The sequence below is a fragment of the Rhodococcus indonesiensis genome (assembly GCF_047782815.1).
Taxonomy (GTDB): domain Bacteria; phylum Actinomycetota; class Actinomycetes; order Mycobacteriales; family Mycobacteriaceae; genus Rhodococcus; species Rhodococcus indonesiensis.
On sequence record NZ_CP180630.1, the window covers coordinates 4,594,236 to 4,608,140 of the forward strand.

Sequence of the window (13,905 nt, forward strand, 5' to 3'; positions counted from 1 at the left end):
CATGTCACTCGAGGACAAAGCCGTCATCACCGACGTCCTGCACCGGTATGCCCGCTACGTCGACCGCGCAGACTTCGACCGCGTCGCCGAATGCTACTTCCCGGACGCCATCGACACCCACGGCGGCTACATCGGGACGGTCGACGGACTGATCGAGGACATGAAAACCCGGCACCGCACGATCGACTCCTCGATGCACTACATCAGCAACATCCTGATCGACCTGGACGGCGACACCGCAAACGTCGAGTCCTACTGCCTGTGCTACCTGCGCCAGGCACCGGCCGACGGCGAGTCGACTCAGATGCTGAGCACCATCAAGTGCCGATACGTCGACCGGTTCGAGAAACGAAACAGCCAGTGGCGCATCGCCGAACGTATCGTAGTATTCGACGAATCACGACACGAGCGGATCGAGAACGTCCTCGATCCGACCTGGGTGAGCTCCCGCAGGACGGCCGACGATTCCCTCTACACCGGGAAGCCGTAACCGGAACGCGCACGAGGGAGGTGACCGCGGCGGCAGAAACCGCCGCGCTCACCTCCCCCCGGTTCGCAGAGAAATGCTTCCTGAGCTGCGCGCATACTCCTTTTCGCTATCCGATACGCGATGCCCGCGGGGCGGCGGCGACCGCCACGGCGCGGTGTACATGCCGACGGCGGGATGGACCATCCAATAGCCGCACGAGGCACTACCAGCCCACTACGCCCGTGATGAAGTGCGACACGGTGACGCACTCGTGCACAACGTGTCGAGACCCTGCCGAATCCGGAAAAAATGGACAATTCCGGTTATTTATCAAAAGCGTTGTAAGGAAGTGGATTTGGTGGATGATTCCCGGAGGTCGATGGCGTGTATCCCGGTGTCCGGCGCCGCCGTATGCGTAGCCGATCGTCGCAGTCCGCGAACATCTGCCGGGATGGAACGGTATCCGCGTACCGATTAGGCCGTGTTTCAAAAGTGGGAGATCACCAGGTTGTTCAGACGTGGAGGTGTGTCGTGAGCGCTGAATGAGCGAGGTCTCCGGTAGAGGGGTTTAACGACCAAGAAAAACCCTGAATACCGGAGACCTCGTGACCAGCGTAGCGGTGACGGGCCGGGCGGACCTGACCGACGCGCAGTGGGCGGTGCTCGAAGCGCTGCTGCCGCGCCCGGCCAGGTCCGGACGGCCCTGTGTGTGGACGAAACGGCAGCTCATCGACGGTATTCGCTGGCGCACCCGCGTCGGTGCGCCGTGGCGTGACGTCCCGACCCGGTACGGGCCGTGGCAGACGGTGTACGGACTGTTCCGCCGCTGGCAACGGGCCGGGGTGTGGGCACAGATCCTGACCGCGCTGCAGGCGTCGGCCGACGCCGTCGGCCGGATCGTGTGGGATGTCAGCGTCGACTCGACCGTCGTGCGCGCCCACCAGCACGCCGCCGGCGCCCGCCGATCGCTGCAGCTCGAACCGGCCGGCGGCGTCGAGACCGAACCCGACGACCATGCCCTCGGACGCTCGCGCGGTGGGTGGAGCACCAAGCTGCACCTGGGCTGTGAGCAGAACCGCCGGCCGCTGGCGGTGCTGCTCACCCCCGGCCAGCACGGCGACAGTCCGCAGTTCACCGCGGTGCTCGAGCGGATCAAGGTACCCCGACTCGGAGCCGGCCGGGCCCGCACCCGGCCGGTGCGGGTGCTGGCGGACAAGGCCTACAGCTCCCGCGCCAACCGCGCCTACCTGCGTCGACGCCGGATCAGAGCGACGATCGCGATCCCGTCCGATCAGCTCGCGCACCGCCGCAGACGAGGCTCGCGAGGCGGCCGACCCCCGGCGTTCGACCGTCAGGTGTACCGGCAGCGGCACGCGGTCGAGTGCGGCATCAACCAACTCAAACAGCACCGGGCGGTGGCCACCCGCTACGACAAGCTCGCCGTACGTTATCTGGCCACCGTCCACGTCGCTGCCCTCAACCAGTGGCTATGAATGAGAACACATTTGAAAGACGCCCTAGCAGACTCGGGCGATCGTCGCTCCGACGAACCCGGACAACTCCGCCATCGCGTCCCGCCTGCGGGCGATCCCGGGTAACTACTACGACCACGTCCGAGGCGACCTGCACGGATCACTCAGCCGTGCGTGGCCCGCCGCAGGACCAGCTTCGAGGTTTCAGGGTCGATAGATGTAAGCGCGGTGGTCGACGCCGACGATCAGGATGGTGCGGTGGTCGTCGTCGACACGGAGCAGGATGCGGTAGTTGCCGCGACGGGCACTGCGCAGGCCTGCGAGACCGTTGCGCAGCGGTGTGCTCAGTCGGTGCCGATTCTCCGCCATTGGGCCGGAGAGGAATTCGACGACCGCGTGCGCGATCCGTCCCGGTAGTCGGACAGGGCTCGGCGGGCCGGTGAGGCGATCGCGACGTCGTAGGGTGCCGGCGCCTCGTCGGTCATCGAGGCGGCAGGCCGTGCTCGGCGCGCAGCTCGTCGAGCGAGGCGGTCCGGCTGGCGGCGTACTCACGGTCGGCGACCGCGACCGACTCGGCGGTACCGGACCGAGACAGCCAGTAGATCGTCTCGTGCAGCGATTCCAGATCGTCGGCCGACATCAGGACCGCGGCCGGTTTGCCGTGCCGGGTGATCGTGATGATGTCGTGCGTGGCTTCGACACTGTCCACCAGCGCCGAGAGCTTGTCCTTGGCTTCGCCGATCGGTACCGTCGTCACGCGTTCATGGTTGCCCAAGTATTAGCCATAATCTAGCCCGACATTTAGCCTACAAGTGATATTACGTAAAGTAGTACGTGGCCGGCAGGGGCATACACCGACATGTCGACAACGTCAGATCGGCCCCAGCCGAGCGGGGATGCATCGTGCTGGCCTGGGTAGAGGACGCGTCGAAATACCGTCGTGGCAGGGGATCCCGGCGCCCCGGAAAGGTGGCGTCGAGATAGCGGCGGAAGTTCGCTGCCGAGCGGTTCGATGGGCTGGTCTGGGGTCGGGTCGAACCGGCGGCCGAAGGGAGAGCCGGCACCGAGCGGGGACGTGTGAACGCATCTGAGACCATGGGCGTAGGGGACGAAAACCGTCTGGCATCCGGCGATGCTGGCGAGCTTCGTGCCGTGCTGCGGCGAAGCCGGCATGAACAAGCAGGCCGCGGGCGACCTCGGTGTCGGTAGATCGACCGCCGAACCCTGGCAAGCACGTTTCCGCACTAACCGACTCGACGGGCTGGTCGACGCGCCCGGGCCAGGTCGAAGACGTGGTCACCGCGACCTTGGAGTCCGCTCTCGGTGATACATCCTTCCGATCACGTGATAGCTGGTCACGATCGCCAGCACCAGGAGGGTGAAGTGCTGTGCGATAGGGTCCGGGGTGTAGGCGACGAGAAGGAACAGCACGGCGATGCCGACTGCGACGAGGCGCAGTGCGACACCGGTCGACGACGGACTTCCTGTCGGTGCGGGAGCGGTCGGTTCGGGCGGCGGGACGGTGCCGGCCTGGACCGGCGTTGCCGGCCACAGTCTTTCACCGTCCCGGGCGACGGTGATTCCGCGTTGGACGATGTCGTCGAGGTCGAGGGTCCACTGGCCGTCCTTGTTCGGGGTGACCAGCTCGGCGAGATGGACCAGGTTGGTGGCATACAGCTGTGAAGCCTGGGCGGGCGAACGTCCGGCGAGGTCGGTGTAACCGAGGATGGTGACGCCGTTGGCAGTGCGTACGACCTGGTCGGCGATGCTGCCTTCCACGTTGCCGCCATGGGCGGTGGCCATGTCGACGATTATCGAGCCGCTTTTCATGCTCGCCACGTCGGCAGCGGTGATCAGCCGCGGCGCCGGCCGACCGGGGACGAGCGCGGTGGTGATGATGAGGTCGACCTCCCGGGCCTGCTGCGAGTAGATCTCGGCGGCGCGGCGACTGTAGGCGTCGCTGGTGTTTCTGGCGGATCCGTCGGTGCACGGCGTCGGGCCCTCGTCGGCCACGACCGGTAGGTACTCGCCGCCGAGGGCCCGGACTTGTTGGGCAGCGTCCGGTCGTGGGTCGGTGGCGCGCACGATTGCCCCGAGGCTGCTGGCTGCTCCGATTGCGGCCAGGCCCGCGGTCCCGGAGCCGACGACGAGGACTTTCACCGGCGACGCCGTCGCTGCCGCGGTGAGCTGTCCGGTGAAGAACCGGCCGAACTCGCGGGCGGCTTCGATCACCGCGTGGTAGCCGGTGAGGTCGGCGACCGAGCTCAGCGCGTTCTTCGACGGTGCCGGCGAGATGTGGGGGGCGGCGTCGATGGCCAGTGCGGTGATCTGACGATCGGCCAGTTTGTCGACGAGGTGTGCATCGTGTGCGGGGCCGAGCAGGCCGACGAGGATCGCACCGGGGCGCAGCCGATCGATCTCGTCGTCGGTGGGTGCATTGACCTTGAGAACGATCTCGCGCGCCCAGGCCTCGGAGGTCGAGACCACGGTGGCGCCCGCTGTGGCATAGGCATCGTCGGCGAAGCCGGCTTTGATTCCCGCGTCCGATTCGACGTGTACCCGATAACCGAGGCCGATCAGGTGTGTGACGGTGGTCGGGGTGGCCGCCACTCTCGACTCGGCGGGCAGTGACTCCGCGACTACACCGATGGTCGCGCCCACCGGTGTGTCGCTAGGGGGTGATATCGCGGCCCCCTCACGACTTGACATCGTGATCTTGTGTCGTGCAAGAGCGGGGTGACCGACATCCTGAGACGGCGGCCATGATTGATTCGTGTACATCGATCGGACGCTGGTGCGAGGAGGCAGCGTTCGCTGGTCATGGTCTGGGGGCCTGGGGGCACGGCAAGACGAGGACGATCTGGCCGGGGCGGTTCGCTCCGTGAGCTTGTCCGGCGTGGCGCGTTTTCTCCTGGGGGCCGTCGCCGTACCGCTGCCTGGAGCCTTCTCCGCCTGCCCGCTACCCCTGGAAATAGTCTCTCGAGAGCAGCTCGAACACGAGATTGGTGTGCTCGGTGAGCGACCCAGCGATCGTTGCTCGACCGCACCTTGATGGTGCCACAGGATCGTGGTAAGCCGACTCTCGGCACGTCCATTCACGAGCGTCATACCCGACTCCGCAAGAAAGTCTTCGGGTCAACAGGCTGCTGAGCCTTGGGTAGCTTTTCGACCACGAGCAGATACGACTCGGTCACCAGTTCGTCGACCAAGGTCGCGTCGATGTCCTCACCGGGCGTCAAGGTGATCCAGTGTTGCTTGTTCATGTGATAGCCCGGCGTGATGTGCTCGTGCGACGACCGCAGCGCCTTCCCGTCCGCTGGGGCCGATTTCAAGATCACCATCGGTTCACCGGTCACCTGGGTCAGCAGCAGGAAGACCTTTCCGCAGACTTTGAACACCCCCCAGTCCGGACCGAACGGGTGCTCGAGTCCTGTGCCGGGCAAATCTTCGGCTCGGGCGGCCGCCCGGGCTTGGAGCTTCGTTCCCTTCATTCAATTACTCCTTCCACGGTCCTGACGCGGTCGAGTGCATCAAGACCGACGTGCTCCCGTGATGGGTGCGTCGCCCCGGCCCGGGGTTGGGCTCTGCATGGACACAAGATGTTTCGCAAGCGATCATCAGCTCCGGTATCGGCGGGGGCTGGACCGATCACCACGAACAGTTGCCGTTACCGGCCATCAGGATCGGTGCGCCGAGCGAGCGGATCGACAGTTGTTGCCGTCCCGCACGGTACGGCCGGCGAAGCGAGGTCACCATAGCTTCGCGTTGGCGTGCACCTCGCGTCGTGTCACGTAGTGCGCCGCGTTCGTCTGGATGTGGTTGATCTCTTCGTCGGTGAGGGGACGCCGAACCTTGGCCGGCACCCCGGCAACCAGTGACCGGGGCGGGACGACCGTTCCTTCGAGCACCAGCGCGCCGGCGGCGACAAGGCTGCCCTCCCCCACCACGGCATCGTTCATGATGACCGCACCCATTCCGACAAGTACGTTGTCCCCGACGGAGCACCCGTGGATGGTGGCATTGTGGCCGATGGACACATCGTCCCCGATGGTCGCGGGGCTGCCTGGGTCGGCGTGGACGACGCAGCCGTCCTGCACATTCGTCCGCTGACCGATGGTGACAGTTTCGGCGTCGGCGCGGAGGACGGCGTTGTACCAAACTCCGGATTCTGCGCCGACGGTGACCGCTCCGACCACGACAGCGGTAGGTGCGACCCAGGCATCCGCGGCGATCGAGGGAGCCCGGGTCTCATCGAGGCTGAGGATCATGATGTCCTTGTCTATCGGGCCGGTGCGACCGACCTCGGCCGTACGTCGCACCGGTCTGGGTGGGTGAATGTCAGATCAGTCCCGACCGAGCAGCACGGCACCGGGATTCAGGATTCCGGCGGGGTCGAGGGCTCGCTTGACCGCGTGATGGGCCTCGAGGTTCACCGGGTCGAGTTCCTTGCGCAGCCACCCCGCTTTCAAACGACCAACACCGTGTTCACCCGTGATGGTCCCTCCGAGCTCGAGGGCTCTCTGGGTGATCGCGTTGAACGCTTCCCAGGCAGCCTCGCAGCTGGCCGGATCGGACTTGTCGTAGATGACGGTGGGGTGCAGGTTGCCGTCCCCGGCGTGGCCGAATACTCCGATCGTCAACCCGGTCTGCTGCGCGATCTGCTCGATCGCCGCAATCAGATCGGTGATACGCGAGCACGGCACGCAGACGTCGTCGAGCAGCCAGTCACCGAGCCGTTCCAGGGCGGGCAAGGCTTGCCGTCTCGCCTCGAGCAGCATTTCCGCTTCGGCGGGGTCGGAACTGGCCACGATCTCGCTGGCCCCGTGCGTCGTGCAATGCCGTTCGATATCGGCGAGGATACCGAGCGCCTCGGCCCCGTCATGCTGAATCAGCAGCAGCGCAGCGGTGTCGTCGCCGATTCCCATTCGCGTCATGTCGTCGACAGCCTTGATGGTCGCGCGGTCCAGAATCTCCAGCATGGACGGAGTGATCCCGGCGGTCGTGAGAGCCTTGACCGCTTGCCCGGCGCTGTCAAGTGTGGGGAACGACGCGACGAGGGTGTGGGGTGGGCGTGGGGCCGGGATCAGCCGCAGGGTGATCTCGGTGATGATGGCGAGGGTTCCTTCGGAGCCCACGAGAAGACTGGTCAGATCGTAGCCGGCAGTCCCCTTCACCGTCCGCCGGCCCGTTCGCATAATGCGACCGTCGGCGAGAACGCATTCGAGAGCAAGCACGAAATCGCCAGTGACACCGTATTTCACGCAGCACATACCACCAGCGTTGGTGGCGACGTTGCCGCCGATCGTGCAGAACTCGACGCTACCGGGGTCGGGCGGGTAATACAGTCCGGCCTTGCTGACATGGTCGCGGAGTTCGGCGGTAACGACGCCCGGTTCGACCACGACGACTCGATTGTCGACATCGAGTTCGCGGATGGCGGTCATGCGGTGCAGACTGACCACGAGCGCGCCCGCGGGTGTGTTCACCGCGCCGCTGAGTCCGCTGCCGGCGCCGCGCGGCACGACCGCAACACCGTGGGCATGAGCGGCGCGAACGCATGCCGCCACCTCCTCGGTGCTCCGGGGCATAGCTACTGCGAGGGGCAGTGCGCGATGGGTGAACTGCGATTGATCTGCGGCATACGCCGCGACGACATCGGGATCACAGGTGACGATGCCGGTAGGGAGCGCATCGACGAGCCGGTCGATCGCAGTGGTTTCGGTGATCACAGGATGGCCTTCGCTGGTTCGGAGAGTGCGAGCTCGAATGTCATGGCGATGGGATTGTGTCCCCGGACCAGTTGCCCGCTGTAGACGTTCCCGTCGAGCGCAGCGGCCGCACAGGTCAGCTCTGCTCGTACTGTGCCGGTGTGGTCGCGGCGGATCGAACCGTCGAGGTACATGACCTCCACCGCGGGGCCGGGAGCGCTGACGAGCTGATCACCCTGCTGCAGGGTGGTACCGACGAATGAACCGATCTTGCCGCGGATGATCGCCGTGTCGAAGCCGTGTTGTTCGGCGAGGTCTTCGACCGCTTCGACGATGTCGACATTGGGATGAATGCGAGCCACGACCGACCGCAGACCGCCGGGTGTGGGCAGGGGACCATCTGCCGGATCCACCGCGTGGGGCTGAAACACCGAGAAGTTGATTTCGGTATCCGGCAGGACCGTCATCGCGACATCGCGACTGGCATACAAGTCGGCCGTCACGCCTGCACCGAGAACAACAGAGTCCGGAATGAGATGCCCTGCACGCATGACCCCGTCGGCATCGACGAACTGTGCATGGCAGTGCGTGAAAGTCGCGCCGTCACGCAGACCGACAGTCAGTCCGCCCCGCATGAAGGTGGCCGGGGCGCGGCCTTCGAACGGCGCACTGAACGTCGCAACACTGGTCCCTGCCTGGCACACCGCCGGGATGTAGTAACCGAACGATGCGAACGTGCCACCGCGTAGCTCACCGAACGCACAGGTATACCCCTGATCGAACACCACTTGCTTGAGAGCTGTCAGCAACGGCGTTCCGGCCGGAAGCTCGACACGGACGGGGTAGAGCGTGGTGGGATAGACATCGACTCGTTGGGGCAGCGGCTCACCCGGCTGGGTGAGGTAGCGGACCTCCGGTAGCGCGTTGGGCGGGAAGGCTGTCATGTCAGACCTCGCCCGGCCAGGAGCCCCGTTTACGGAACTCTTCTTTCAGAAGCGCGGTGGTCACCTTGCCGTATCCTGATGTCGGAAGCATCGTAGCGAACTCGATGTGCTTCGGGATCTTGTAGCGCACGATGTTCTCTTGGCACCACGCCCGCAGCTCTTCCACCGTCAAAGACGAGCCTTCGCGAAGCACACACAGGGCGTAGCCGACTTCGCCCCATGTCTCGTCGGGGGCACCGACGACACCGGCGGCGACGAGATCCGGGTGCTTGAGCAGCTTCTCCTCGACCTCGCGCGGGTCGATGTTGGATCCACCGGAGATGAACATGTCGGAGGCGCGGCCGGTGATGTAGAGCAGTCCGGACTCGTCGAGGTATCCAAGGTCGCCGGTGCGGAGCCAGCCGTTGCGGAACGCCTTCGCGTTGGCTTCCGGGTTGTCGAGGTAGCCGGCGAACACAGCGGGTCCGCAGGCGCAGATTTCGCCTCGCGTACCGGGCTCGAGTTCGCGCCCCTCGTCGTCCTGGATACTGATCGTCATCCCGGTGCGCACGTAGCCCGCTGTCGGGATGCCGTCGGGTTCCGGTGTGGTTCCGTGCAGTTCCGGCGGCAGGACAGTGATGTTGCCGGTGACCTCGGCGAGTCCGTAGTACTGCACGAGCACCTTGCCGAGCTTGTCGAGCGCCGCGCGTTGATCGCGTGAGGTCATGGGCGCGCCTGCATACACGACATAGCGCAGGCTGCTGCGTTCTGGGTCGTAGTCGGCAGCGGCGGTGTGGACCAGCTTGTTCAGGATGGTCGGAACCGTGAACATCGTGGAGACCGAGTGGCGTTCGATCAGATCCCAGGCCTCCTCCGGATCCAGTCCGTCCGACGTGGTGAGGACGACCGCGGCACCGCGGGCGACGTGGGTGAGGGCATGCACCCCTGCGCCGTGCGAGAGCGGCGCCAGCACGAGGGTGGCGTCGCGCTCGGACAGGGTGGGCATCAGGTCGCAGATGTGGTTGGTCACGACGAACGCCATCTGGTCGTGCGTGAGCACCGCGGCCTTGGGTCGACCACTGGTCCCGGACGTGAAGAAGTACCAGGCGGGCGAGTCGACGTACACCGCGGCGTCGGTGGTGACCACACCGGCGTCGATGTACTTGTCGATCATCTGCGCCACGTCGGCGGTGCCGAAACCGGCAACCTCACCGTCGTCGGTCATGGACCAGATCTGACGGCCCGACAATGCCCGAGCATGCGCGCCACTCGACGCGTGGAGCACGACGAGGTCCGGGGAGACGAGGTCGGCGAGCACCGAGACGTCGTCGGGAAGCAGCTTGCAGTTGGTAGGCACGATGACCGCGCCGATCCGCCAGGTCGCGTAGAGGACGGTCAGCGAGTCGAGGCAGTTCTTGCTGTGCAGAAGGACTTTCGATCCCGGTCCGATCCCGTTGTCCCGCATGGCGGTGACCAGGGCGGTGACGCGGGCGTCGAGTTCGGCCCACGTCCAGGTGGTGTCGCCCCGGATCACCGCAGGCCGGTCCGGGAGCCGGCTGGCGGTCTGGGTGAGGAATGTCGCGAGGTTCGTGGTGCGCCGGCCGTGGGTGCTCGGAGCCATCTGTGTGGTCATGCGAGTCACCACCTTTCGAGGATGGATGCGTAGTTGGTGACCGCGGTGCCACCCATGTTGAAGATGCCGCCGATGTCGGCGGTCGGAAGCTGGAAGGTGCCGGCTTCGCCGGTCAACTGCATTGCGGCAATGGCATGCATCGACACGCCGGTGGCGCCGATGGGGTGCCCCTTGGCCTTGAGTCCTCCGGACCGGTTGATCGGGAGCTTCCCGTCGGGGAGGGCGATACCCTCGTCGACCACGTCACGACCATGACCACGTTCGGCGAGCCCGAAGACCTCGTACTGGATGAGTTCGGCGATGGTGAAGCAGTCGTGGGTCTCGATGAAGTCCAGGTCGGTGGTCCCGGTCGACGCCTGCTCGAGTGCCTGGTTCCAGGCGCGTCGGGCACCCGCGAACTCGATCGGATCGCGCCGTGACAGCGGCAGGAAGTCGTTGGCGTGCGCGCGAGCGCGGAACGACACCCGTCGTGGTGCGGCCTTCGCGCGGTCCGCACTGGTGATCACCAGTGCGACCGCCCCGTCGGAGATCAGCGAGCAATCGGTGCGGCGCAGCGGTGCCGCCACGTACGGGTTCTTGTCCGAGACTTCGTTGCAGAACTCGAAGCTGAGGTCCTTGTGCAGCTGGGCGTAGGGGTTGGTCATACCGTTGTGATGGTTCTTCGCCGCAATGGCCGCCATCGCCGCACTGGGGTCGCCGTAGCGGTCGGCGTATGCGCTTGCGATACCAGCAAAGACCCCGGCGAAGCCGCCGGAGACGTTTGATTCCTCCGGCCGGTAGCACCCCGACAACAGAATCTGACCGGCCCGAGGGGTGTCGACTCCGGTCATCTTCTCGGCACCGATCACCACAGCCACGTCCCCCCGGCCGGAGTCGATGAAGTCGACCGCCGCATAGATTGCAGCACTTCCGGTACCACAGGCGTTCTCGACCCGCATGGCAGGGGTGAACTGGAGATCCGGGGTGGTGAGCGACACCAACGAGGCCTGGAAACCCTGGTCGGAGAACCCATTGTTGTAGACGCCGACGAACAGGCCGTCGACCTCGTCGGCGCTGATCTGTGCGTGCGTGAGGGCCTGCGGGACCACCGAGCCGATCAGTGCGGTGACGTCGGGCTCGTCGAGCCTGCCGAACTTCGAGTGTCCCCACCCGATGATGGACGTGCGACTTGTCATGGGAGCTCCTCCATGGGTTCAATAAGTTGCTGAAATAGCTGGTGTTTCGGATCTACACGTGCTGGTCGAGAGCTGCGGTGCCGCGGGATGCGGGCGCGAGGCGGGCTGCTTCCTCGCGGAGGAGGAGCGCCAGGCGTGACTGTCGGTCCGGTCCCATACGCGAGCTGATCGCGGCGATACTCAATGCCATTGACGGCGTTCCCGAGGCGTCGGGAACGGCGATGCCGATTGCCCACGACTCGGGGACGACCGTGCCCTCGTTGACAGCGACACCGCCCCGTCGGCGGGCCAGCTCCGCCTGCTCGAGAATCCAGTCCGGGGTGTGGTGCGGGAAGTTCTGCGCGAGTTCCGCGGCGTTGGCTGCCGTGACTGCGGACGCCTCCTGGGGCGACATCGCCGCCAGCAAGGCCATTCCGTGGGCGCCGACTCCGAGCGGGTAGCGATCCCCGGCCTGCAGCACGTGGCTGCGGATCGGCCAAGTTCCCTCCTCTCGGTGCAGACACACGACATGTGTCCCGCGCCGGACCGAGATGAAAGCGGCGTCCTCGGATATCTGCGCAAGACGCACCACTGAGGCGAGTGCCTGCTGCCGCAGCCCGTGCCGGCCCTCGGCAGCGCTGCTGACCAGGTACGCCTCGGTACCCAGCCGATACCGACGGTGTTCGGACTGTTCGAGATAGCCGCTGCTGACGAGTTCGGCGAGGAGCCGGTGCACGGTGGGCTTGCTCAGGCCTGTTTCCGAGGACAGTTCGGCCAGTGACAGGCCTCCCGCTCGTTCGTGCCCGGCGATCAGCGACAGCAGGCTCAGTGCCCGGCGCACGCTCTGGGTACCGGTGGGATGCCGCCGCCCAACGGCGGTATCCGGATCGCTTCCATCGTTCCGCATTATGGAACTCCTTCGGCTGTCTTTTTATTTGCGCCCGCCCGGTCTAAGCGCTGATCGATGCGATCCCCACCGTATGAGTGACGCGAATCTCAGTCAACTATTCCGCTATATGGATCGTTTTGCTGGGGTTTTGTGGACGTATTTGACGCGGCGGGCGGGCGAGTTTCACTGTTGTTTCACAACGTGATGCAGCTCACCTCATCGGTGGTGGGGTTGCTCCGATCAAAGGTTTCCAGTGGACAGACAGGACCGTAATAGTGACTTCGATGGTGAGTGAGCGGGCACCGCGGATCGATCTGCGTCAGGCGCGGTGGTCGCGGATCGGTGTGCCGTTGTTCGTGACGTACTTCGTGTGCTTCATGGATCGGACGAACATCAGTGTGGCCGCGCCGCATCTGGCGGACGAATTGCAGTTGGGTGCGGCTGCCATGGGAGTGGTGTTCTCGGCGTTCTTCTGGGGTTACGTGCTCAGTGGTATGCCAGCGGGTGCCTGGGCAAACAAGGGGCACGCGAAGTCGGTGATCGTGGCGTGCATGGTGGTGATCGGACTGGCTGCGGGTGCGACCGGTCTGGTGCACGACTATCCGCTGCTGCTCGGGATGCGCATCGTGCTCGGTCTCGCCGAGGGAGCGATCTTCCCGGCGTTCGCGGTGTTGTTCCTCAGCTGGTTTCCCTCGCGGGAGCGTGCCCTTGCAGTGGCGTTGACGGTTTACTCGGTGCCGTTGTCGACGGCAGTGATGGCGCCGCTGTCGGGGTGGCTGCTCGAGGCCACGAACTGGCGTGCGATGTTCGTCATCCAGGCGGTGCCGGCGATCCTGGTGGCGATCTGGCTGCAGTGGTCGGTGTCCGAGCGTCCGGAGGACGATGCGCGACTCCGGGCCGAGGAGCGTGACTACATCGTCGCAACCCGTACGGTCGGTACCGCCGACGAGTCGACCCTGTTGCAGGTGTTCGCACGCCCCGTCGTGTGGGTACTGGCGGTGGTCTACTTCTTCTGGACAATGGGCATCTATGCGCTCACGTTGTGGTTGCCGACGGTGATCGGTGAGCTCACCGGTGAGGGTTCCCTGGTTGTCGGCTTCCTGACTGCGGTTCCGTTCCTGTGCGGCACGGTGGCGATGTACGCGGTGACGAAGACGGCGGTGGCGTCAGGTCGGTCTCTGGGAGGGTTCATCGCGCCGTCCATCGGGCTGTGTGCGGTCTGTCTGCTGGTTCAGCATGTGGTCGAGCTCTCACCGGTAGTCGGGTTCGCGGTACTGGTGGTGGCGACGGCGTCGATCTACGCGGCGTTGGCGCTGTGGTGGACCTGGGTCATGCAGATCGTTCCCCGCAACCGCACGGGGGCGTCGGTGGGATTCATCAACCTGTGCGGAAACTTCGGCGGTCTGGTGGGGCCGATGCTCATCGGTCTGGTTGCGGCCGCGGGCGACACCGCGTCGGGGTTCTGGATCGTCGGTGTGGGCATCCTGGTGGCCACGGTTCTGGTCGTCGCCGTCAACGCGCGCCGCACTCGTCCCCATGTCGAGACCGCCGACCCCGAACTCGCCGAAGGCAACAATCCGGCTGCCGGTGAGGCCGTCGCATCGGACAGCAAACGCGACTGAGAGCAAGCAGATTCCACGTCATTGTCCGCTGCACC

Annotated in this window: 12 protein-coding genes and 1 pseudogene; 3 read left to right on the forward strand and 10 right to left on the reverse strand. The window is 65.5% G+C overall.

Annotated elements, in window-relative coordinates; all coding sequences use genetic code 11:
* Position 1: 1 nt before the first annotated feature.
* A complete protein-coding gene (locus ACM26Y_RS20970) occupies positions 2–490 on the forward strand; it encodes a nuclear transport factor 2 family protein (protein ID WP_003934724.1) in 489 nt (162 codons plus the stop codon).
* A gap of 584 nt (positions 491–1,074) precedes the next feature.
* Entirely contained in the window at positions 1,075–1,962 is an 888-nt protein-coding gene (locus ACM26Y_RS20975) for an IS5 family transposase (protein WP_416061834.1), read from the forward strand.
* Positions 1,963–2,145: 183 nt separating this feature from the next.
* Here the strand turns inward: ACM26Y_RS20975 and ACM26Y_RS20980 are convergent.
* The 10 genes and pseudogenes from ACM26Y_RS20980 to ACM26Y_RS21025 form a co-directional block, all read right to left on the reverse strand.
* Positions 2,146–2,426, reverse strand: a pseudogene (locus ACM26Y_RS20980) (type II toxin-antitoxin system RelE family toxin).
* On the reverse strand, positions 2,423–2,698 hold the full coding sequence (locus tag ACM26Y_RS20985; RefSeq protein ID WP_416061835.1) for a type II toxin-antitoxin system Phd/YefM family antitoxin: 276 nt from the start codon (positions 2,696–2,698) through the stop codon (positions 2,423–2,425). The pseudogene ACM26Y_RS20980 and the gene ACM26Y_RS20985 overlap by 4 nt, the downstream one beginning before the upstream one ends.
* Positions 2,699–3,237: 539 nt before the next feature.
* Positions 3,238–4,602, reverse strand: a complete 1,365-nt coding sequence (locus ACM26Y_RS20990; RefSeq protein WP_416061836.1) for a Re/Si-specific NAD(P)(+) transhydrogenase subunit alpha — start codon at positions 4,600–4,602, stop codon at positions 3,238–3,240.
* A 443-nt stretch (positions 4,603–5,045) separates the two neighbouring features.
* The gene (locus ACM26Y_RS20995) at positions 5,046–5,432 is read right to left on the reverse strand and encodes an MmcQ/YjbR family DNA-binding protein (RefSeq protein ID WP_416061837.1); all 387 of its coding nucleotides are present in this window, start codon (positions 5,430–5,432) and stop codon (positions 5,046–5,048) included.
* Positions 5,433–5,690: 258 nt separating this feature from the next.
* The gene (locus tag ACM26Y_RS21000; protein ID WP_416061838.1) at positions 5,691–6,209 is read right to left on the reverse strand and encodes a gamma carbonic anhydrase family protein; all 519 of its coding nucleotides are present in this window, start codon (positions 6,207–6,209) and stop codon (positions 5,691–5,693) included.
* Between the two features lie 75 nt (positions 6,210–6,284).
* Positions 6,285–7,670, reverse strand: coding sequence for an FAD-binding oxidoreductase (locus tag ACM26Y_RS21005; protein WP_416061839.1), 1,386 nt, complete (start codon positions 7,668–7,670; stop codon positions 6,285–6,287).
* A complete protein-coding gene (locus ACM26Y_RS21010; RefSeq protein WP_416061840.1) occupies positions 7,667–8,593 on the reverse strand; it encodes a PCC domain-containing protein in 927 nt (308 codons plus the stop codon). Before ACM26Y_RS21010 ends, ACM26Y_RS21005 begins: the two co-directional genes overlap by 4 nt.
* A gap of 1 nt (position 8,594) precedes the next feature.
* On the reverse strand, positions 8,595–10,205 hold the full coding sequence (locus ACM26Y_RS21015) for an AMP-binding protein (RefSeq protein WP_416061841.1): 1,611 nt from the start codon (positions 10,203–10,205) through the stop codon (positions 8,595–8,597).
* Positions 10,206–10,210: 5 nt separating this feature from the next.
* Entirely contained in the window at positions 10,211–11,380 is a 1,170-nt protein-coding gene (locus tag ACM26Y_RS21020) for an acetyl-CoA acetyltransferase (RefSeq protein WP_416061842.1), read from the reverse strand.
* A 52-nt stretch (positions 11,381–11,432) separates the two neighbouring features.
* Positions 11,433–12,266, reverse strand: coding sequence for an IclR family transcriptional regulator (locus ACM26Y_RS21025; protein WP_416061843.1), 834 nt, complete (start codon positions 12,264–12,266; stop codon positions 11,433–11,435).
* Between the two features lie 266 nt (positions 12,267–12,532).
* Here ACM26Y_RS21025 and ACM26Y_RS21030 point away from each other — a divergent pair, with 266 nt between their 5' ends.
* Complete coding sequence (locus ACM26Y_RS21030; RefSeq protein ID WP_416061844.1) at positions 12,533–13,870, forward strand: MFS transporter; 1,338 nt, start codon at positions 12,533–12,535, stop codon at positions 13,868–13,870.
* Positions 13,871–13,905: the final 35 nt, after the last annotated feature.

Bases quoted from the DNA above. Each gene is read 5' to 3' on its own strand.
- ACM26Y_RS21025 (WP_416061843.1), bottom strand. From the start codon at position 12,266: ATGCGGAACGATGGAAGCGATCCGGATACCGCCGTTGGGCGGCGGCAT.
- ACM26Y_RS21010 (WP_416061840.1), bottom strand. From the start codon at position 8,593: ATGACAGCCTTCCCGCCCAACGCGCTACCGGAGGTCCGCTACCTCACC.
- ACM26Y_RS21030 (WP_416061844.1), top strand. From the start codon at position 12,533: ATGGTGAGTGAGCGGGCACCGCGGATCGATCTGCGTCAGGCGCGGTGG.
- ACM26Y_RS21020 (WP_416061842.1), bottom strand. From the start codon at position 11,380: ATGACAAGTCGCACGTCCATCATCGGGTGGGGACACTCGAAGTTCGGC.
- ACM26Y_RS21015 (WP_416061841.1), bottom strand. From the start codon at position 10,205: ATGACCACACAGATGGCTCCGAGCACCCACGGCCGGCGCACCACGAAC.
- ACM26Y_RS21000 (WP_416061838.1), bottom strand. From the start codon at position 6,209: ATGATCCTCAGCCTCGATGAGACCCGGGCTCCCTCGATCGCCGCGGAT.
- ACM26Y_RS20970 (WP_003934724.1), top strand. From the start codon at position 2: ATGTCACTCGAGGACAAAGCCGTCATCACCGACGTCCTGCACCGGTAT.
- ACM26Y_RS20995 (WP_416061837.1), bottom strand. From the start codon at position 5,432: ATGAAGGGAACGAAGCTCCAAGCCCGGGCGGCCGCCCGAGCCGAAGAT.